The following is a 20,859-nucleotide window of genomic DNA, read 5'->3' as shown; positions in this document are numbered from 1 at the left end:
TTATTGTCGGTTGAGTAAAGAAATAAAACTTATTAACCGATAAATTAAGAAGATTAATCTATGTGAGGAAGAAATGAAAGTTGTTAAATCATCGATTATCCTATTATTCACGATTAACTCAAGCTTTGCCAACAGTTTAGTAAGTGGAGTAGCTAATCAAAGTGGTGAAATGCTTGGAGCTGCGGTTGGTAATGCTGTTGTGAATACGAGTGGACAGTTCAATGCTGTGGATCCTGTTCAACAAGTTCTTGTTCAACAAGTCTACAATATTGCGGAAACGAATCAAGATTTTGAGAAGTCCATTCGCCTTAAGCGTATACAGTTAAGAGAACTTGAGGGTGGGGATGGAATTAGAAGTAAGGTTCCTCCAATGTATTATAGTCCAAGCTTCCTTCAGGCCGGCCTTATGAGTCGTATTGATGATTCCTTGATTGATTTTGATTATGATACGAACTTCGACTTGAGCTATGATGATAATCCGCAAGAAGATCGATCAAATAGTCCTTTCAGGATTGGGCAAAATGTTCAATACCCATTTAGCTCATCAGCTGCGGTAGCGAGTAACCCTTGGAATAAAGGATATATTTATCGTTTTGATGAAGCCTATAGACCTTGTTCTGGTGATGAATCTCTTACTCAGGGACGTCTTGGAACTAATGGAAAATCTTTAGAATCATTTATGTTTAAACTTGATAGCCGTTTTAAGGGCTGTTCAGATGATTACTTATCAATGGATGAAGATCCGTTTAACTTAACACCAAAAGTAGATTCTCAAAAATTTTGTAATTGCGCTAATAAGATAACTCACTCAGATGAACAAGAAGAAGAATTAGCTCAAAAGGATGTCATTGATAATTTTTCAGATAAAATCTATGGAAAAGTTGTCGCACATAGAGTTAAAGAGTTTAAAGACTTTTTAGAAAGATCTAGAGTTCGTTTCGATGAGTTCGATAAGAAAAGCTATGTTGATGATCCGTATAGTTGTTCTGGTCAGAATATTGAAAATCTAAGTAATAAACTTAAGTCTTGTTTTGCAGGGAAACTTGGTGATGCCATTGATAAGAAACTAGAACTTGATTCTTCAAAAGATATGATAGGCCTGCACTTTATGACGACAATCCCTGCACTAGGAAACTCGTCTAGACAATCTCGTGCTAAGAATCGTTTCGAACAAATTTTTAAAGACATTGATGAAAAGGTTAGTGGACAAAGACAGATGTTCACAACTGATGATGAGAAACTAAAGGAATTCGCAAATATTTTTATCTTAGAGTATAGCCAGCATAAAAGAGGCCCTCTAGGGTTCCCTCGTTCATATGTGGCCCGCTTAAATAAGTATATTTATAGTGACCCTATCATGTATGGAGCTTACCAGGACTTTAGAAAACACGAGCTTGATGTGACAGATAAAACGATAAGGGCCAAGGCCAATTTAGAAAATAAAAGCCAAGGTTGGGGCAGCTCTTTTGTCGATGATATGTATATCTCTCAAGTTCAAGAAGATATGCTTATGTTACAATTTGCGACTTCTATTTCCAGTCAAACTTTACCTCGATTACTTGATGGTTCTTCGAAAGCATCTCTGTCTGAAATTTCTAAAGCTCTAAATGACCTTGAAACGAAAAATGATCAAGGCGCTAAAGTTATGGGAGATATGTACAATGTCATTAGAAATCAACATGAGAGTGAGTTAAGAGCAACATGTCGTCAAAAAATTGAGGCCCTGGAAAAAGACTGTAATAGTACTCCTAAGGAAATTATGTCTTCTCTTTCTTTAGAAGAGTTTGTTGCTATTAATGATACGAATAGTGAAGATGTATCTTTAAATTCAAGAAAGTACTGTCTTGCTCTAGATATGGGAGTAGTCAATACGAATGCCAATAAACTTGCTAGTGATGTTGTATCAGATTCTCAAAAAGTATTAGAACAAATTAAAGGTACATATGATCCAACAACAGGTCTTGCGACTAATAAAGTGAAGAGTGACCAAGACTCGAAGTTAGAGGGCGGTCTCGGTGGCTTTGTTGAGAGAGCTAATACTGCTGGAGATATCATTAATAATGGTCAAGAATCCGGTATAGCTAATGATGGTAGCTCAAGTGAATATAACTTTGACGAAGCCGCGCAGTTTCTTGAGAGCTATAATAGCTCGAATTCAGCTGTTTCAGATTCAAGTTTCACAAGCTCTAATGTCATTGATAGTGATTCTCTACAATCGATGATTCAAAACCCTACGACATCTGTAAAATCATTAGAAGATGTAAAATCAAGAGTCGAGGATGAAGCCCAAGCAATTGCTAGAGAGATCGAGGAGAATCAAAGCTCAACTGCAGTATCTACGGATGAAGCAAGCCAAAGTGCGGAGCTTAAGGCCGAATTAGCTGCTCTAAAGGCACAAATTGCTGAGCTAAATTCTGCCATTACATCTAAGAATGAAAACAACGATCCGGCCGATGATCCTGAAAGAGAAAAGAGGATTGCAGCACAAAGAAATAAAGTCATGTCTAATATTTCAGCGAGCAGTGGTTTTGGTGGGGGACGTCGTGATGCCTCTCCATCAAATTCTCAAAGAGCTGTTCAACAGGCATCTGGAGGCTCTAGTATTCCAACAAACTCAAACGCTACTAGTGCAGGAAGTATTTCTTCTGCCGGTTCTGGTGTAAGTGGGATAAATCGCCTTGGAGCAACAGGTGGACTTGGACTTACTTCTGGGTCTTCTTCATCTCGTGCAGCTTCTGGTGCTGTGGCCGGAGATAATATTGCAAAAAGTGATCAGAGATTAGTAGCTAAGGCCATTGCTGAAGGAAGTAATAGTGTTGTTCTGGCCGATGGCCGAGTTTACTATATTGGGCACGATGAAGAAGGAAATGTGATTCTTTCTGAAACTGCAGAAGAAGTTCTAGCAAGTGTTCCAGGGCCAGAACAAGAAGGCCCACAATTACCGAAGCCAAAGGCCGAGGATGGCCCAAAACGTGAAATAGCATCTGAAGGTGAAGAAACTAAAGCACCTGGTGAAGACAGCATTTATTCTAAATTCTTAGACGCTGCTGAGATAAACGAATAGTCCAATTTCATATTCTAATTAATAACAAGGCCAGCTTTTGCTGGTCTTTTTTTATTTTTTTTTAACTTTTTTTTAAAATAGAAAGTGTTGAAACGACGACTATAATTGGCGTAGAAAGATTTTGTTGATTAGAAAATATTTATTTGTTTTTGAACAAATGCACACGTGAATTCAGTAAGTTTGATCACTTGCTATCTAAAGTCTTAAAAACCTATTTAGAAAATAAATTCTTTGCGTCCATAATATATTGAAGAAAGGAAGAGGGGCAATAAATTTTAGTCACTTAAGAGAATTCTCAATGCCACCGATAGACAAAATGGATCAGGTATCCGGGACGGAAATGAAATTAATTAAAATATTTATTACAACAACATTATTTACTCTACAAAGCACAACCCAAGCTGTTGGTGTATTCGGTGCGGGTGTTGGTCTTGGTTCAGGAGCAGCACCTATACAGCAAAATCTGCTCATGTTAAGTGAGGTCGATACTGTGCTTGCTGATGCTGGAACCTTTCTTCTTGAACAAGTTGATCATAACGAAGATACATTCAATGAAATTAGAAAAAATCGTATTCTTGGAACAACTGATCCATTTGTTGATATGGAGAAGTCTTTAGCGAAAGCAGGCTGTGTAGGAGATCGTAAAAGCTCATCACCGGCCAATAATCAAATTGATCAAGTCACAAAAATGGAAATTAGTATGTCGAGATATGGAAATGCATGTCGAGATACTCTCTATAGCGTTGACCTTAATGAAGGTGCAAAAGAGAGAATTGAAGTTAAACAATATTGTGAATGTGTAAGTAATGTAACAACTTCTATTACTCAAGAGCAGTCATTAATACCTAATTCAGATGAAGCTTATAAGAATAAGTTCCACTCAGCGATAGTTGCTAATCGAGTTTATAATCTCCTGGATCTTATTAGGGACAATGCTGGGCGACTAGAACGCTATCGTCATAAGTTAGCTATTAGAGATAAGGATTTTGATCGATTTACTTGTACAAAGAGTGATATTGATAAAATTAGTCAAAAAATTGAGTCTTGTTTTGGCCCTCAAGTTAAAAACGCTATTGATAAGAAGCTTGGTTATAACTTAGATAATCTTCTAAAAACAAATGCAGAGGGAGAAGCTAAGAAGCGCCTTAACCAGTTGTTTACGAGGTCTAATTCTGATATTGATGAATACTTCGATGAGAAGATTGCTGCCGAAAATGTTGCTTTAGATGCTAGAGGTGGAGGCAAGAAAAATCAATTTATCGATCTTTTTATTGTAAGATTTAACGAACAAAGAATTGGTGGCGAGGGCTATTCGAAATACTATAAAGATGATCTTAAGGCCTACGTTTATAATAATAAAATCTTTAGTCGTGAGTTTTATAGTTTTAGAGAAAAAGAAATTGCAAAGACTGATAAACTAAGTCGATCACTTTACTATCAAACAAATGGGAAAGAAGGTCGTCTTGATTATGCTGATCAAATCTTTACAGCAGAGGAAGAAGAGCAATTTCTAATTCAATATGTTTCTTTCTTTAGTTCAAAATTTATGAAGTCAATGGTTCGTGATGCGAATGACTTTGAACAAGTTACTAAGGCCTTAAAAGATATTAAAAACGATGATGTTGATACTAAGAAGTTTATATTCGATTCTTTAATGAATCACTTAACTGATTTGAAAGAAGAAGTAATTAGTGAATGTGATAGTCGTATTCAAGAACTCGAGTATACATGTGATCCTTCAAACTTTGATGAGGTTATGAAAAGTGTCTCGGCAGTAGAGTTTACAGAGGCAAATGAGTTATTTGGTGGTAATAATATTGAAACTGCCAACTTCTACTGTTCTGCAGTTGATAAGGGTGAGATTTCTCAAACAGTTGCAAGTGGTTATGGAAACTTTACTTCGACTTATGATCCAGCGTTAGTTTTTGATGAAGTACGTGGAAGTCATGGGCAACAAATTGCTTCAATTAGAGAGTCATATGAAAAAGGTGGTCTTGCAAATACTTTTAATAATGGCCCTAAGGTAAATACGGGTATTGAGAATGTTGCAACAGATTCTTTAGATGATGGAGCTTTCTCGAAAACGGCCGAGTACTTAAATAAGAAGTATACAAATACTCAAGGTGGCGGGATTAACCCTGAATCACAAATGACTACGATGGGACAAACTCAAGTTGCTCAGGTGCAAACGAATGCAATTTCTTCAACTTCAGATACAAAGCATGAAAGAGTTGAAAGAGAAATCGAAAATCAAGTTGAAAAAATTGAAAACCAACTTGCTACAAGTGTTAATGATGACTCTGAAGCGCAAGAGCTCAGAAAACAACTACGAGAGCTTAAAGATCAATTAGCTAATGTTGCAAAAAATGCACTTGCTGTTAATGAAGAAAGTTCAAAGAAAAGAGAAAGATTCCCTGCAAGTGAGCAGGTCTTTAACGACGATACTTCATATAATGGAGTCCATGCTTCAGGTTATGCAGGGACAGCAAGTTCTCACACTCTGGCTAGGGCGCATGCTTCTGCTGGAACGAGTGGTGGCCGTGGAGGTGGTGGTGCAAGTATTGGGGCCTCTGCTTCTGCTGGCATGGCCGCGGCTGCAAGTGCTCTTGGTCCACAAGAGATGGCATCTGGGCTAAGCTTATCAAGTAGTGCAAGATCTGATGTCCTATCTGTTTCAGATAATCGTATTGGGAAGCAAGATCGTAAACTAGTTGCAGATGCTATTTCAAATGGAAGCAACCGTGTCGTTCTAGCTGATGGACAAACATATTTCATCGGTCACGATGATAATGGAAATGTCATTCTTTCTCAGTCAAAGGATGCGCTGTATGAAGTAGCAATACTACCGGAACTTGAAGGGCCACAGTTAGAATTCGATCAAATAAAGAAATTAGATAACGCAGGTCGCTCTATTGCCTCTGAGCCTTCAGAAGTAAGTTCGGAGGAGAGTATCTACTCTAAATTTCTCAATGCAGCAGAAATATCAGAATAATTTCTTAGATTAAACCTATGTGAGGCGCGTTATAACGTGCCTTGCCTTGTCAAAATCCATCATAAATAGATAAAATTGCTCAGTTTTATTACAAAAATTTGAGGCAATTTCTATGACAATTTCAGGGACGCTACCTATCGTTTCTAAAGTTGATCGCTCTAGTGACGACTTTAGAGAAAATTTCAATTTTCATTTTTCAAATGTAGAAGAATTAAGAAACAAAGTTAAACATGCTCATATGGGTGGAGGAGAAAAATCTGTTTCTCGTCACCATTCTCGTGGAAAGTTACTTCCACGTGAGCGTATTGATAAGATTCTCGATGCAGGATCTCCATTTATTGAATTATCTTCATTAGCTGCTAATGGTATGTACGGCATGGATATTCCAAGTGCTGGTATCGTAACAGGTATCGGTAAAGTCCACGGTGTATGGTGTATGTTTGTTGCAAACGACGCCACAGTTAAGGGTGGAACTTATTTTCCTATGACTGTTAAGAAACACTTAAGAGCGCAAGAGATCGCACGCGAGAACCGTCTGCCTTGTATTTATCTTGTTGACTCCGGAGGTGCCTTTCTGCCAATGCAAGATGAGGTATTCCCAGATAAAGAACACTTTGGAAGAATCTTTTTTAATCAGGCGCAAATGTCTGCTCAAGGGATTCCACAGATTGCGGTTGTTCTAGGTTCATGTACTGCTGGTGGGGCGTATGTTCCTGCCATGGCCGATGAATCAATCATCGTAAAAGATAATGGAACGATCTTCTTAGGTGGCCCACCGTTAGTAAAAGCGGCAACTGGAGAAGAAGTTGATGCTCAAACTTTAGGTGGGGCAAAAGTTCACACGAGTGAATCAGGTGTAGCAGATCACTTTGCAGAAGATGAAGAAGATGCTTTAGCTATTACGAGATCTATCGTTGAGAATACAAACTTTGTGCAAAATGAAGACGACTTTAACTTTGAGATGCCAAAGCATGATGCAGAAGATATCTACGGAATCTTACCTCGCGATACAAAGAAGCCATTTGATATTCGTGAGATCATCGCTTGTCTTGTGGATGGGTCACGCTTTCATGAATTTAAAGAAAAGTACGGTCCGACTCTTGTTTGTGGGTTTGCAAAAATTTGTGGAGAAAGAGTAGGGATTGTTGCTAATAACGGTATTCTATTTTCTGAGTCTGCCATTAAAGGCTCTCACTTTATTCAACTTTGTGGTCAAAGAAATATTCCTCTTGTTTTCCTACAGAATATTACAGGTTTTATGGTTGGTTCAAAATATGAAGCAGAAGGGATTGCCAAGCATGGTGCTAAAATGGTTACGGCCGTATCAACTGTAAATGTTCCTAAATTTACTGTTGTGATTGGTGGCTCATTTGGAGCTGGAAATTACGGTATGTGTGGACGTGCTTATTCTCCTCGTTTCTTATGGATGTGGCCTAATGCTCGTATCTCGGTAATGGGTGGAGAGCAAGCTGCTGGAGTACTCGCTACTGTTCGTCAAGATGGACTTAAGGCCAAAGGTGAAAAGCCAATGAGTGCTGAAGAAGAAGCGAAGTTTAAGCAACCGATCTTAGATAAGTACGAGAATGAAGGTAGTGCATATTACTCAACGGCCAGACTATGGGATGATGGTGTGATCGAGCCACACAAGACTCGTGACATCTTAGGTGCAGCTCTAAAAGCAAGTAAGCAAGCACCTATTGAAGAGACCAAGTTTGGTGTCTTTAGAATGTAACTAATAAGAAAGGATTTTTTATGACAGGATTTACAAAAGAGATAAGAACAGGTGAAGAGAGTGGGATTTGTTTTATTACACTGAATCGCCCTGAAGTACATAATGCGTTCAATGATGAGATGATTGCAGCACTTACTGAAGAGTTTTTAGCACTTGAAAACGATGATAGCGTACGCGTTGTGATTCTTACCGGTGCTGGAAAGTCATTCTGTGCAGGAGCAGATCTTAATTGGATGAAGAAAATGAAAGATTACTCGATGGAGGAGAATATTGCTGACTCGAAAAAGTTAGCAGGGTTATTCCATGCAATTAATAATCTTTCTAAGCCAGTGATTGGTCGAGTAAACGGTGCTGCCCTAGGCGGTGGAGTTGGACTTGTTGCTTGTTGTGACTTTGTTATTGCAAGTGAAAGTGCGAAATTTGGATTAACTGAAGTTAATTTAGGACTAGTTCCTGCTGTTATCTCTCCATTTGTTATGGCAAAAATCGGAGAGTCAAATGCTCGCCACCTCTTCCTAACTGGAGAAAGATTTGATGGGAAACGTGCTCTAGAGATTGGCCTGATTCATAAGGTATCACTTGATCGCTACTACGATGCCGATATCGTTAGTATGGCCAAAGAGTTAATCAAGGTTGCCCCAAATGCACAAAGAGTTGCAAAAAAACTTATTTTTGGTGTGAAAGAGCGTCTTGGAAATGATGAAGAGACGATGAATTACACTTGTGAAGTAATTGCAAAACAAAGAATTTCTGATGAAGGTCAGGAAGGAATGACTGCATTACTTGAAAAAAGAAAACCTAACTGGAAATAAATAATATGAAGAAGATTGAAAAAGTATTAATCGCCAACCGCGCAGAGATTGCACTAAGAGTTATTAAGACTTGTCGCAACCTTGGTATAAAAACTGTAACTCTTTACACTTTTGAAGAAAGAAACCTTCCTCAAAGAGAGTTCGCTGATGAATCATATTACTTAGAAGGGAAACTTCTTAGTGAAACTTATCTAAATATGGATAAGATTATTCAGATCGCTAAAGATAGTGGGTGTGATGCAATTCACCCAGGTTATGGATTCCTTTCGGAAAATGCTACTTTCTCTCAGAAGGTAACAGACGCAGGACTCATCTTTATAGGCCCAACACCAGAACATATCGTTCTAATGGGTGATAAGAAGGGATCAAAAGATAAGATGATCGAAATCGGTGTCCCTGTTATTCCTGGATATAATGGAGAAAATCAAGATCCTGAGTTTCTTAAAGCTGAAGCTGATAAGATGGGATACCCTGTTCTTATTAAAGCATCTGCCGGTGGTGGTGGAAAGGGGATGAGAGTTGTTAATGATTCGAAAGACTTTCTAGCTGAACTCGAAAGTTGTAAGCGTGAAGCATTAAGCTCTTTTGGGTCTGATATCGTACTTATTGAAAAATTTATCACAAGTCCTCGCCATATTGAAATTCAAGTGATGAGTGATACCCATGGCAATCACTTTCACTTCTTTGAAAGAGAGTGCTCGATCCAAAGACGTCACCAGAAAATTATTGAAGAGACTCCTTCAATGGCATTAAGTGATGAATTAAGAAAGCGTATGACTGATGCTGCTGTAAAGATCACCACTGCAATTAATTATCACGGTGCAGGTACTGTTGAGTTAATTCTTGATGGAGAAGATTTTTATTTCCTAGAAATGAATACAAGACTTCAAGTTGAGCACCCAGTAACAGAAATGGTTACAGGCTATGATCTCGTTGAATTACAACTTATGGCCGCTAGTGGTGAAAGATTTGACTTTACTCAAGATGATATTAAGCAAGTAGGACACGCTATTGAATGTCGTATTTATGCCGAAGATCCTGACAATGATTTTATGCCTGCAATTGGCCGTCTTGAATATATTGGAGACGCTATTGATGGTGTACGTCTCGATACAGGTTATAAGAACGGAAATTCAATAACTGTTAATTTTGATCCTATGATCGCAAAGGTTATCACTTGGGGAGCTGAACGAAACGAAGCCGTTGGGACAATGATTGCGGGTCTAAATCATCTACCATTTGAAGGTCTAACGACTAATAATGATTACCTTGTAAGAATCTTGAAACATGAAGCGTTTTTAGCAGGAAACACATATACTCACTTTGTAAAAACTTATGAAGAAGATCTTGCTCCTGCTGAAGTCTATGCAGAGGAAATCGCTGCGGCACTTGCTCATGATTTCTTAAAAGATGATATTCTTTTTGATTCATTTAGAATGAGTGGAGATGCTGGAGAGAAGAGAGTTTATGAGTTTGGAGATAATACTTTTGAAGCATTCTTCAAGTTCTCTGGAGTAAGTACTTTAGTTGTTCGCTTTGAAGGCTTTACGAGTGCTGTGGATATTGAAGAGGATGCACTTTGGATTAATGAAGTGCCATTTCATATTTTAACTCAAAAAGACGCTTATATTGTAAATAGTAAGCGTGTTGAAATTAAGAGAAATATTGCAAAACGTTCTGGATCTGCAACAGGAGAGGCCCATGAGATGAGTTCCCCAATGCCTGGGAAGATTCTTAAGGTTCATGTTGAGCTAGGACAAGAAGTAAAGATTGGTGACGCTCTTATTGTTATGGAGGCCATGAAAATGGAACATACAGTAAAGGCATCTCGTGATGGAAAGATTGATGCTATACTTGTTCAAGAAGGCCAAACAATTGATGGTGGAGTTGACCTCGTAGAATTAAACTAACTCGGATTAACTATGACTAAGAAAATTAAGATTGTTGAAGTAGGACCTCGTGATGGATTACAAAATGAAAAGAATTTTGTGGCCACTGCAGATAAGCTTGAGTTTATCAGGCTTCTTAGTGAAACAGGTTTATCAACGATTGAAGTAACAAGCTTTGTTCGTCCAGATAAAATTCCTCAAATGAAAGATGCTGCGGATCTCTATCCTCAAGTTCTAAAGATCACTGAGGGAAAAGGGATTGCGACTCCTTGTTTAGTTCCAAACCTTAAAGGTCTCGAAGTCGCAAATGGACTTGGTGTTAAAGAAATTAGCATGTTTACAGCAACATCTAATACATTTAATCAAAAGAATATCAATGCAACAATTGAAGAGGCCCATGCAAGACAAGTCGAAGTGGCCAAGGCCGCTCTTGATGATGGTATGAAAGTGAGAGGTTATCTCTCAACTGTCTTTGGTTGTCCTTATGAAAAAGATATTGAAGATAAGGCCATTCTTGATGGTATTCAAAGGTTATTGGATCTTGGATGTTATGAGATCTCTTTAGGGGACACGATTGGTGTTGCTAATCCTGCCCAGGTAAAACGAATAACAAAACTCATCGCTAAGCATTTTGACTTAAAACAAATGGCCATGCATTTTCACGATACTGAAGGGATGGCATTAGCAAATATTTATGCCTCTCTTGAAGAAGGAATCGAAGTTTTCGATTCATCTGCAGCAGGCCTAGGTGGTTGTCCATATGCCAAAGGGGCAAGTGGTAACGTTGCAACTGATGATGTTGTTAATCTCTTACATAAATTAGGTTATGAAACTGGTGTGGATATGGATAAACTTCATGATGCTAGTTCATTTATTATTTCTAAAATTGGTCACTCTGCACCGTCTAAGTTTTTTCAAGCTTACAAAGGAAGAAAGTAATGTCTATTTACGCCTACGAATTTGAACATTTAAAAATTGAAAAGAAAGATGCTGCCCTTTGGATAAGTCTTGATAATCCAAAGATGGCCAATGCTATCACAAATAAAATGATCGCTTCACTTACTGAAGTTCTAACATTCGCTGATGGTGACCCTGATATTCGTGTGATTGTCTTAAAAGGCGAGGGAGATAACTTCTGTGCTGGAGGCGATATCAAGGCAATGGTTGCTCGCAAGGGAATGTTTGCTGGAGAATCATTTGAATTAAGAAATCGTTACTCTCGCGGAATTCAAAATATTCCAAGAGTTATTGAAAGACTTCAAAAGCCAATTATTGCTATGGTTCATGGTGGTGCTATCGGGGCAGGTTGTGATCTTGTGGCAATGTGTGATCTTGCAGTGGCAAGTGATGATGCTAAATTTGGAGAAACGTTCTGTAAGCTTTCACTTGTTCCTGGTGATGGTGGCCCTTACTTTCTTACGAGAAAAGTTGGTTATACTAAAGCAATGGAGATGTACTTAACAGGCCGTATCTATACGGCAAAAGAGGCAATGCAGATGGGCCTCGTTAATAATATTGTAACAGGTGAAGACCTTGAACTTGCCGTTACTGCGTTTGCAAATGAGATCTCTGCTAATGCTCCAGTTGCAGTTCAATTAACAAAGACTGCGATGAAACGTGCTGCCCATGATGATCTTGAGTCTCACTTAAATCTTATGAGTGCTTATCAAGGGATTGCGCAAAGAACAAATGACCACTTTGAAGGTCTTTCGGCCCTAAAAGAAAAGAGAAATCCAGATTTCAAAGGAAATTAGTATTAAGCTTATCGTCTTGGCCTTTTTGGTTTCTTTTCTCTCGTCTTGCTCAAACACTCTCTATAGTGGAGAGGGTGAGAGAATATTGCATATTTCAAAACATGCTAACAGAGAGGCCATTACACTAAAAGCTAACCATGAAATCCAAAATATGTTCTATGGAACACTTCCAAAACAACATCATGTGAAATTAGGAAACGACTTTTTTCGCCGTCGAAGTGAATATGTCTCTCGAATTGAAATACAAGAAATAGAATCACCATTAGATCAGTTTATAAAATTTTTAAGCTTCGGTCTTTTCTCAAAAAAACAAATTGAAGTAAAGGCCGCAACGGACATAGGAGAGAATGAGTATGAAGTTTATTAAGCTTATCATTCTTCCTTTATTACTGCTTGTAACCTCTTGCGCCTCAAGTGGTGTGAAGCTTAATAGTCAATTCTGTGCTTCAAAGAACGGCGTATGGGCAAACTCTGAAGAGAAACTTGAGTATCAGGTCTCAAAAAATATTTCTGGTTTTGGAATTGAAGAAAGAAGAATTCGAGATATCTTTAGACAAAGAAGTTATGACTGCCGCATGGTTAGTAAAATGCGAGTCACAATCAAACAGGGGTTCTTTGAGGCCCTGATTAGTCTTATCCCTGGTTACTCTTCAAATACGATTATTATTGATTTTAATCTAGAAGATTCATAAGGCCTGAAAAGAAGTCTTTCTTATAAGCGTCTACTTCTTCTTGTGACTCAAGGTGACCAAAATTCTGGCGATCTTGTTTGACAAAGAAGCTCTTCGCTTTATCTGTACATAGAAAGCGTGAGTGGTGACGTGCAAGCATATTTCCATAGATTTTTCTCTGCTTACAAACTGTCATAATTAACTTTTCTTGAGCACGTGTAATTCCAACGTAACAAAGTCTACGCTCTTCAGCGTCGCCTTCACCGTTAACAATTGTTCTTTTGTGAGGAAGGATTTCTTCTTCAACACCAACCATATAAACTTGTTTAAACTCAAGGCCTTTTGACGAGTGAAGTGTCATTAATGTTACTTCATTCTTTCTCACATCATCGTCCTCTTCATCATCTTTTGAATCTTGAGAGTCCTGTAACATGAGCTTTTCCATGAACTTATTTAGGGTTGCTTGTTCCTTAAAATTCTCTGTGAAACGGGCCGCTGACTCAATAAAGAAGTGAATATCATCTTTTCTTCTTGAGGCCTGTTTAACTTGATCATAGCATTTATCAATATACTCAAAATACTTTAGATCCTCAGTAAGACTTGTAATCGCTTGACCTAGGGGCTGTCTCTCGAAATATCCTTTTGCCGTTTCGATCAATTGAACAAATGCTGATATCTTCTCAGCTCTTGGCCCTGCAAGCTCTGGAGCACCTTTCATCGCACTAAAGAGATCAATTTGATGGGCCTCACTTTCTTCAAGAAACTTCTCTAGCGTCTTCATCCCAATTCCGCGATTTGGAACATTTAGAATTCTTCGAAGCGCCATCTGGTCGGCCGGGTTCTTAATTACTGAAAGGTAGGCCATGATATCTTTTACTTCTTTCTTTTCGTAAAATTTCTGACCACCAATGATTGTATAAGGAACTTGTGAAAGTCTTAGCTGTTCTTCTATTGGAGCAGCTTGTGTATTTGAGCGGTAAAGAATTGCAATATCACCAAGGTGCCCACCTTTTGATTGGTGGGAGATGATATCCTCAACAATGATTTCCGCTTCATGATCAGTATCTTCGAGCTCCCAAAGAATTGGTTTGTGATCACTAGGCTTATCTGACCAAAGTGTCTTATCTCGTCTGTCTGTATTTTCTTGAATAACAGCGTTAGCAAGTTTTAGGATTGGAGAAACTGAACGATAGTTTTGCTCAAGTTTAATAATCTTAGCTCTTGAATAGTCTCTCTCAAAACCAATAATATTTGAGATATCTGCGCCTCTAAATGAGTAAATGGCCTGATCATCATCACCAACAACACATAGGTTATCGTGTGCACAAGTTAAGTGACGAATAAGCCTAAATTGAAGCGGGTTTGTATCCTGATACTCATCAACCATGATGTACTTAAAGCCATTTGAATACTCGAGAGCGATCTCAGGATTATCATCAAATAGTTTTACAGTAAGTAGAAGAATATCATCAAAATCGATGGCATTATAAAACTTAAGCTTCTCTTGATAGTACTCATATAGAAAATTGACTGCGTGATCGTAAGGATCTTCACCATCAAAGAAAGGTGAGTCTGCAAAGTCTTCAGGTGTGATTCCTTCATTTTTTAACTTACCAATCTTCGACTGAATAACTTCTTTTTTAAAAGAGCCTTTATTATCGTGATAAAGCCTAAGCCCTTCACGAATGATACTCATCTGATCTGTTTGATCATAAATCGAGAAATTTTTATGATAACCAAGATGAGTAATTTCTTTCTTAAGAATTTTTAGACCGAGAGAGTGAAATGTCGCTAGTGTCATTCCTCGAGACTTATTCTTCCCAAGGAGACCGTGGACCCTTTCCTTCATCTCTTTTGCGGCCTTATTTGTAAATGATACGGCCAGGATTTGCTTACCTGGAATATGCAGGTTATCTACCATATGCGCAATACGGTACGTGATAGTACGTGTTTTACCACTTCCAGCACCTGCTAAAATCAGTACTGGGCCTTCGATGGTCTCAGCCGCCTCGCGTTGTTTGTCGTTTAATCCTGCCAATGAAATCATGCTTATAATGTGCCTCCAGAGAGTCGATTAGGCAATCGCTTTATCAATTCTGACCTACTTTTTTAAATGCATTGCATCTTGATAAAACCGAGCTAAAGAGTCAGAATTTCATGTATGAGCACAACACAACTACGATCGATTTTATTGAATTTAATAATTCTACTGGGTGCGCTATATACCCAAGCATCAGAGCTTCCAAGTCGAAGCGATATCCATGCATTAATTGGCCATCAGACTTCCGTTAAATCTCAAGGCTCTCGCGGTACATGCACAATGTTTAGTGCAATTGGAATTGTTGAGCACTTACTCATTCGTAAACACGGATTTCTTCCTGTTGAGCTCGATTTATCAGAGCAGTGGATGGAATATCTCATCATGAAGGATAAGAGCTGGGAAGGCTCGACAACTTCTAAGAATATGCGCGCCATTCTTGATTGGGGAGTTGTTCACGAGAAGACATGGCCTTACTCTCGTAAGAAGTGGCCATCTCTTGATGAAGACTATCCCGAGATTACAATGGCCAAACAGGCCTGTGGTCACTTAGTTGCGCTACCAAAGTATTTAAAGTCATGTTTACTGGGTCAACGAGACCCTCGTTTATTTGAAATGGCCGATTACGATATTGCACAAATTGATCCTGACTTTATCCCTATTAGAAAAGAGGCAATTTATTTAAGAGATACTCTTGTTGGTGACCTCTACTCAAGAAAGAAGTCATACATGTCGAAAGACTTATCCAGAATTAAGAAATGGTTAAGTGATGGAAAGTCAGTTATTCTAGGGACTAAGTTATACTATGGTTCGTGGAATTCTAAGAAAACTGAAACATATGAAATTCAAGAGCGAGATAAGTCAAAGTGGTATGCCGGTATTGTTGGTTATCCTGAAGTTGGAACTCGTGATCGCCGTATTTCAAGAACCAATGGTGGTGGCCATTCGATGATTCTTGTTGGCTACGATGATGATGTTATCGTTAAGACGAGAATGCAGATGGAAGATGGTTCTTGGCAGGATTTTGAGTACAAAGGTGTTTATTACTTTAAGAACTCTTGGGGTGTTAAAGGCTTTGGAAAAAGATTTAAACTAGATGGAGTAAGCTATCCTGGTTATGGAATGATTACTCAGAAATATGCACATGATTTTGGAAATTTTTTCTATATAGATTAAGGAGATGGCCATGGCCAAGAAGAAAGTAGCAAAGAAAAAAGTTGCTAAAAAAGCGACAAAGAAAGTAACTAAGAAAAAAGTAGCAAAAAAAGTTGCGAAGAAAAAAGTAGCAAAAAAAGTAGCGAAGAAAGCGACTAAGAAAAAGGTTGCTAAGAAAGTAGCGAAGAAAGTAGCGAAGAAAGCGACTAAGAAAAAGATTGCAAAGAAAGTAGCAAAGAAGAAAGTTGCTAAAAAAGCGACGAAGAAAAAAGTTGCTAAGAAAGTAGCAAAGAAAGCAACTAAGAAAAAGGTTGCTAAGAAAGTAGCAAAGAAAGCAACTAAGAAAAAAGTTGCAAAAAAAGTTACGAAGAAAGCGACTAAGAAAAAAGTTGTAAAAAAAGCAAATCCTTCAAAGGATCTTTTTGACTCTCTTCTAGAGCTAATCAGAGTAACTTCAACAGTTCTTCCAGACGATATTCAGAAAGTAGTTCTAGAGGCCCTTCACAGAGAAGAGAAGAATACAACTGCTGAATACGCAATGAATATTATTCAAGCAAATATCAAGATGGCAGAGCAGAAGTCTCAGCCACTTTGCCAAGATACTGGAACTATCGTATTTAAAGTTTATCACCCAAGAGACTTTGACCAAGCTGCATTTAGAAAGGTTTGTGAGAAGGCCGTCCTAGAAGCGACAAAGATTGGTTACCTAAGACAGAACTCAGTTGATTCACTAACTGGTAAGAACGACTGTATGAATGTTGGTGGTGGACACCCAGTAATCAAATTTGAGCAACACAAGTCTAAGAATCTAGAAGTTAAGCTTATGCTTAAGGGTGGGGGATGTGAAAACGTAGGTGCTCAATACTCTCTTCCAAATACAGAGCTAAATGCAGGACGTGACCTTGATGGTGTAAGAAAAGCAATCCTTGATTGTGTTCAAAAGGCACAAGGTAAGGGATGTGGTCCAGGTGTTCTAGGTGTATGTATTGGTGGAGATCGCGGTACAGGACATGTTGCAGCTAAGGATCAATTCTTAAGAAAGTTAGATGATACAAATGCAAAACCAGAACTTGCTGCTCTTGAAGCTGATATTGTTGAAACTGCAAATAAGCTTGGTATTGGGCCAATGGGATTTGGTGGTAAGACAACTCTTCTAGGCTGTAAAGTTACTGACCTTAACCGTTTACCGGCATCATTCTTTGTTTCTGTGTCTTATATGTGTTGGGCATTTAGAAGACAAGGAGTTGCACTTAAACCTAATAACCAAATTAAAAACTGGCTATACTAAGAGGCGTATATGAAACGTTTAGATTATCCATTTACAAAAGAACAAATTAGAGAACTAAAAGTTGGAGATATGGTTTTAATCTCTGGGAAGATGTTTACAGGACGCGATGCCGTTCACAAACGTCTTCACGAAGGGACAAAGCCACCAGTTGATTTAAATAATCAAATTATCTATCACTGTGGACCTGTTGTTCTTGAAAAAGAAGACGGGACTTATGAAGTTAAGGCCGCAGGACCTACTACTTCAATTCGTGAAGAACCATACCAGTGGGAAGTAATGCGTGACCACGGTATCCTTGGTGTTATCGGTAAAGGTGGAATGGGACAAAAGACTCTTGACGGATGTCGTGAGTACGGATGTGTTTACTTCCACGGTATCGGTGGTGCTGCCCAGGTTTTAGCTGAGAAAATTAAGTCTGTAGACAATGTTTATTGGCGTGATCTTGGTTCACCTGAAGCAATCTGGGAATTAACTGTTGAAGAATTTCCTGTTGTTGTAACAATGGATGCTCATGGAAATTCTCTGCACTCCAAAGTGGAAGCGGAGAGTGCTGAAATTCTAAAGGGACTAGTTTAGTTTTAACTAAGCATTTTGAGGTTAGAAGAAGTGAATAAAATTTTATATACGCCGAGTAGTGAGCGAATTCAGTCATCAAATATGATGGAGTTTATAAGACAAATTAATAAGTCCCAAGGACTCGATTGTAAGTCTTATCACTCGCTACATAAGTACACGGTGGATAATCCAAAAAGCTTTTGGAAAGAACTCGTTAAGTTCTTTGATGTTGATTATACTGGCGATTTAGAACCAGTATGCACAGACCTAAGCTTTGATACTTATGGATGGTTTCCAAAGGTAAAATTAAACTTCGCAAAGAACCTTCTAAAAAATGGCCGTGATGTATCCATCGCTTTAAATAGCGTAAGAGAAAACGGCCAAACTCAAAAAATATCATATAAAGACTTAAGAAATACGGTTGCTGGCCTTCAAGAAGTTCTCGCTCCTCATATTTCAAAGGGCGATGTTCTCGCTGGCTATATGCCTAATATTGCTGAGACAGTCGTTTCAATGTTAGCGACAACATCTCTTGGTGGTGTCTTTACATCAACTTCATGTGACTTTGGTATCGAAGGTGTTATTGATCGTTTTGGGCAATCAAGGCCTAAGATTCTCGTAACAGTTAGTGGTTACGAGTACGGTGGTAAGTACTTTGATTTAACAGATAAGATTAATGCTGTTGTCCAAGCCGTTGACTCTATTGAGAAAGTCATCGTTGTTGACTTCAAAGGTGAGGGGTTTGATGCAAGCTCTATTCATAAGGGAGTTAGCTGGAGTGAAGTTGTAAAACCAGTCGATAAAGAGATCGAGTATACAGAGTGTGACTTTGCTGACCCTCTCTATATTATGTATTCGTCTGGAACAACTGGAAAACCTAAGTGTATTGTTCATAGTATCGGTGGAACTCTTGTTAATCATATTAAAGAGCTTGGCCTTCATTCAGATCTTAAAGAAGACAAATCAATCTTCTTCTTCACTACTTGCGGCTGGATGATGTGGAACTGGCTTGTTTCATCATTATACTTTGGTTCAACTGTTGTTCTATATGAAGGATCTCCTGGTTTCCCAACATTTGGCGACTTTGTTTCACTTATTGAAAAAGAGCAGCTAAATATTTTTGGGACAAGTCCAAAATTCTTAAAGGCCTTAGAAGATTCAAATATCGATCTTTCTAAGTATGATATGTCATCTCTTGAAACAATCCTTTCTACAGGAGCACCTCTGCTTCCTGAACAATTTGACTATGTTTATTCGAAATTTAAAAAAGATATTCAGCTTTCAAGTATTTCTGGTGGAACTGACATTATTGGTTGTTTCTTTCTAGGAAATCCAATCCTTCCTGTCTTTAGAGGTGAGCTGCAATGTGCGGGCCTTGGCATGGACGTAACCTGCTTTGATTCACAAGGAAAGAAAGTTGAAACAGGTGAAGAGGGTGAGTTAGTTTGTCTTCAAAGTTTCCCTTCGCGCCCAATATACTTTTTAAACGATGATGATGGTGAGCGTATCAATAAGGCATACTTCTCGGAGTTTAAAGGAGTATGGCACCACGGTGACTTTATTAAGATCACTGAGGGTGGTGGAGCAATGGTTCTTGGCCGCTCTGATGCTACTCTAAATCCTGGTGGTGTCCGAATTGGTACGGCCGAAATCTATCGCCAAACTGAGACGATCGATTTTATTGAAGACTCCGTGTGCGTTGGAAAGAATGTCGATGGTGATGTGGAAGTCTGGCTCTTCGTTGTCACAAAGGATGGGCGTGAGATATCAAAAGAAGATATTAAACTTATAAAATCTCGTATTCGTGAAAATACAACGCCGAGGCATATGCCAAGACGTGTGATTCAAGTAAAGGGGATTCCATATACTCGCTCAGGTAAGAAGATGGAGATGGCCGTAAGCCGTCTAATCAATGGCCGTGCTCTGGATAATGTTCAGGCCGTGGCAAACCCTGAGACACTGGTGTATTTCGAAAATCTATAATTTCTAATTTGCCAACTTTTATAGGGGCCCACTTAATAAGCAATCAAGTGCTTAGGGCCCAGCTTTGGTCTTATTTTTCAACTCAATTATAATATTAGCTGAGGCGTTCTCTCTGGTACTAATGTGTTTTTAAGTACTTAGTAAATTGGTTTACTCAAGTAAGTTGTTGAAATTATGCATAAGTTTGTGAATTAATCCCTAAAGTCAATTATTTTGCTTCCGATTAGTTCACAAAGGATTAGTTTATGAGGAAGTTGATTTTACCATTTTTATTATTATTGTTAGTGCAAAACGGCCATAGTTTTGCTTCTGATGGTGTTAATTGTGTGAACGGAACTCTCGAAACTCTGGATTCTGTAAACGAAGAGAATATTCGTAAAATTGCTAATGTTAGATCGTACGGCGCAAATCCAAATTATCCAAAAGACTGGCCCGCAAATATGAAAGAAATTATGCAGCCAAATGTAAGGGCCGTTTGTGACGCCTATTTTTCGGCCAATGATATTGTCCCTAGCTATAACTCTATTATGGAGAATATAGATAAGCACTATCCTGGAGGTCGTCAAGAGTTCTTCTTTAAGTATATGTTAACGATGGATTGTTGGGCATTTCGTAAAAACTTTTTTGATGATTTAAGTTACTCTGGAAACTATTCAAGCTATCTAGGGACTATGATGAAGTCTCAGTTTGGTGGGGTTGATCCTAATGCTTATATACGAATTGAAAGAGAGGGGAAGATTGTAGAAGGTCCAATTTTTCATGTCTTTGCTTACCTTGAAAAGAACTATCCAAACTCTAAGCGTGCAAAGGAGTATGCAGCGGTAATGAGACGCCTTAGATCAGGAAAACGTTTTAATTTATTTCCTGTAAAGTCAATTGAAGAGATTAGAAAAGAAGACCCAGATATGCCAATTAACGTGAATTAA

At 38.4% G+C, this 20,859-nt stretch carries 13 protein-coding genes and 1 pseudogene; 13 read left to right on the top strand and 1 reads right to left on the bottom strand.

The window, feature by feature from the left end; genetic code table 11:
• Nucleotides 1-73 precede the first annotated feature (73 nt).
• The 9 genes from ABMA76_RS07140 to ABMA76_RS07100 all read left to right on the top strand — a co-directional run bounded on the left by ABMA76_RS07140 (nt 74) and on the right by ABMA76_RS07100 (nt 12,935).
• The gene (locus tag ABMA76_RS07140; protein ID WP_393061268.1) at nt 74-3,064 is read left to right on the top strand and encodes a hypothetical protein; all 2,991 of its coding nucleotides are present in this window, start codon (nt 74-76) and stop codon (nt 3,062-3,064) included.
• 340 nt (nt 3,065-3,404) lie between these two features.
• Nucleotides 3,405-6,056: a hypothetical protein gene (locus tag ABMA76_RS07135; protein WP_393061266.1), complete on the top strand. Its 2,652-nt coding sequence runs from the start codon at nt 3,405-3,407 to the stop codon at nt 6,054-6,056.
• A gap of 112 nt (nt 6,057-6,168) precedes the next feature.
• Nucleotides 6,169-7,788, top strand: a complete 1,620-nt coding sequence (locus tag ABMA76_RS07130) for a carboxyl transferase domain-containing protein (protein ID WP_392907627.1) — start codon at nt 6,169-6,171, stop codon at nt 7,786-7,788.
• Between the two features lie 20 nt (nt 7,789-7,808).
• A complete protein-coding gene (locus tag ABMA76_RS07125; protein ID WP_392907628.1) occupies nt 7,809-8,600 on the top strand; it encodes an enoyl-CoA hydratase-related protein in 792 nt (263 codons plus the stop codon).
• A 5-nt stretch (nt 8,601-8,605) separates the two neighbouring features.
• Entirely contained in the window at nt 8,606-10,510 is a 1,905-nt protein-coding gene (locus tag ABMA76_RS07120) for an acetyl/propionyl/methylcrotonyl-CoA carboxylase subunit alpha (protein WP_392907629.1), read from the top strand.
• Between the two features lie 12 nt (nt 10,511-10,522).
• Nucleotides 10,523-11,428: a hydroxymethylglutaryl-CoA lyase gene (locus ABMA76_RS07115; protein WP_392907631.1), complete on the top strand. Its 906-nt coding sequence runs from the start codon at nt 10,523-10,525 to the stop codon at nt 11,426-11,428.
• The gene (locus ABMA76_RS07110; RefSeq protein ID WP_393061264.1) at nt 11,428-12,243 is read left to right on the top strand and encodes an enoyl-CoA hydratase/isomerase family protein; all 816 of its coding nucleotides are present in this window, start codon (nt 11,428-11,430) and stop codon (nt 12,241-12,243) included. Before ABMA76_RS07115 ends, ABMA76_RS07110 begins: the two co-directional genes overlap by 1 nt.
• 85 nt (nt 12,244-12,328) lie before the next feature.
• Nucleotides 12,329-12,610 (top strand): hypothetical protein, encoded by a 282-nt coding sequence (locus tag ABMA76_RS07105; protein ID WP_392907635.1) that lies wholly within the window; start codon nt 12,329-12,331, stop codon nt 12,608-12,610.
• Entirely contained in the window at nt 12,597-12,935 is a 339-nt protein-coding gene (locus ABMA76_RS07100; RefSeq protein ID WP_392907637.1) for a hypothetical protein, read from the top strand. The genes ABMA76_RS07105 and ABMA76_RS07100 overlap by 14 nt, the downstream gene beginning before the upstream one ends.
• On the opposite strand, the gene ABMA76_RS07095 is transcribed toward ABMA76_RS07100, so the two are convergent.
• Nucleotides 12,916-14,961, bottom strand: coding sequence for an ATP-dependent helicase (locus ABMA76_RS07095; protein ID WP_393061262.1), 2,046 nt, complete (start codon nt 14,959-14,961; stop codon nt 12,916-12,918). The two genes, ABMA76_RS07100 and ABMA76_RS07095, sit on opposite strands and share 20 nt — an antisense overlap.
• 114 nt (nt 14,962-15,075) lie before the next feature.
• On the opposite strand from ABMA76_RS07095, the gene ABMA76_RS07090 reads away from it, so the two are divergent.
• The 4 genes and pseudogenes from ABMA76_RS07090 to ABMA76_RS07075 all read left to right on the top strand — a co-directional run bounded on the left by ABMA76_RS07090 (nt 15,076) and on the right by ABMA76_RS07075 (nt 20,859).
• The gene (locus ABMA76_RS07090) at nt 15,076-16,128 is read left to right on the top strand and encodes a C1 family peptidase (RefSeq protein WP_393061260.1); all 1,053 of its coding nucleotides are present in this window, start codon (nt 15,076-15,078) and stop codon (nt 16,126-16,128) included.
• A 400-nt stretch (nt 16,129-16,528) separates the two neighbouring features.
• Nucleotides 16,529-17,971, top strand: a pseudogene (locus tag ABMA76_RS07085) (FumA C-terminus/TtdB family hydratase beta subunit); the annotation flags it as partial.
• A 30-nt stretch (nt 17,972-18,001) separates the two neighbouring features.
• On the top strand, nt 18,002-19,933 hold the full coding sequence (locus ABMA76_RS07080; RefSeq protein ID WP_393061258.1) for an acetoacetate--CoA ligase: 1,932 nt from the start codon (nt 18,002-18,004) through the stop codon (nt 19,931-19,933).
• Nucleotides 19,934-20,178: 245 nt separating this feature from the next.
• Nucleotides 20,179-20,859, top strand: coding sequence for a hypothetical protein (locus ABMA76_RS07075; protein ID WP_392907648.1), 681 nt, complete (start codon nt 20,179-20,181; stop codon nt 20,857-20,859).

Source organism: Halobacteriovorax sp. ZH5_bin.2 (assembly GCF_043196375.1).
Classification (GTDB): Bacteria; Bdellovibrionota; Bacteriovoracia; order Bacteriovoracales; family Bacteriovoracaceae; genus Halobacteriovorax_A.
Note: the sequence above shows the minus strand (reverse complement) of the source record. Positions and strands in the feature narration are given on the sequence as shown.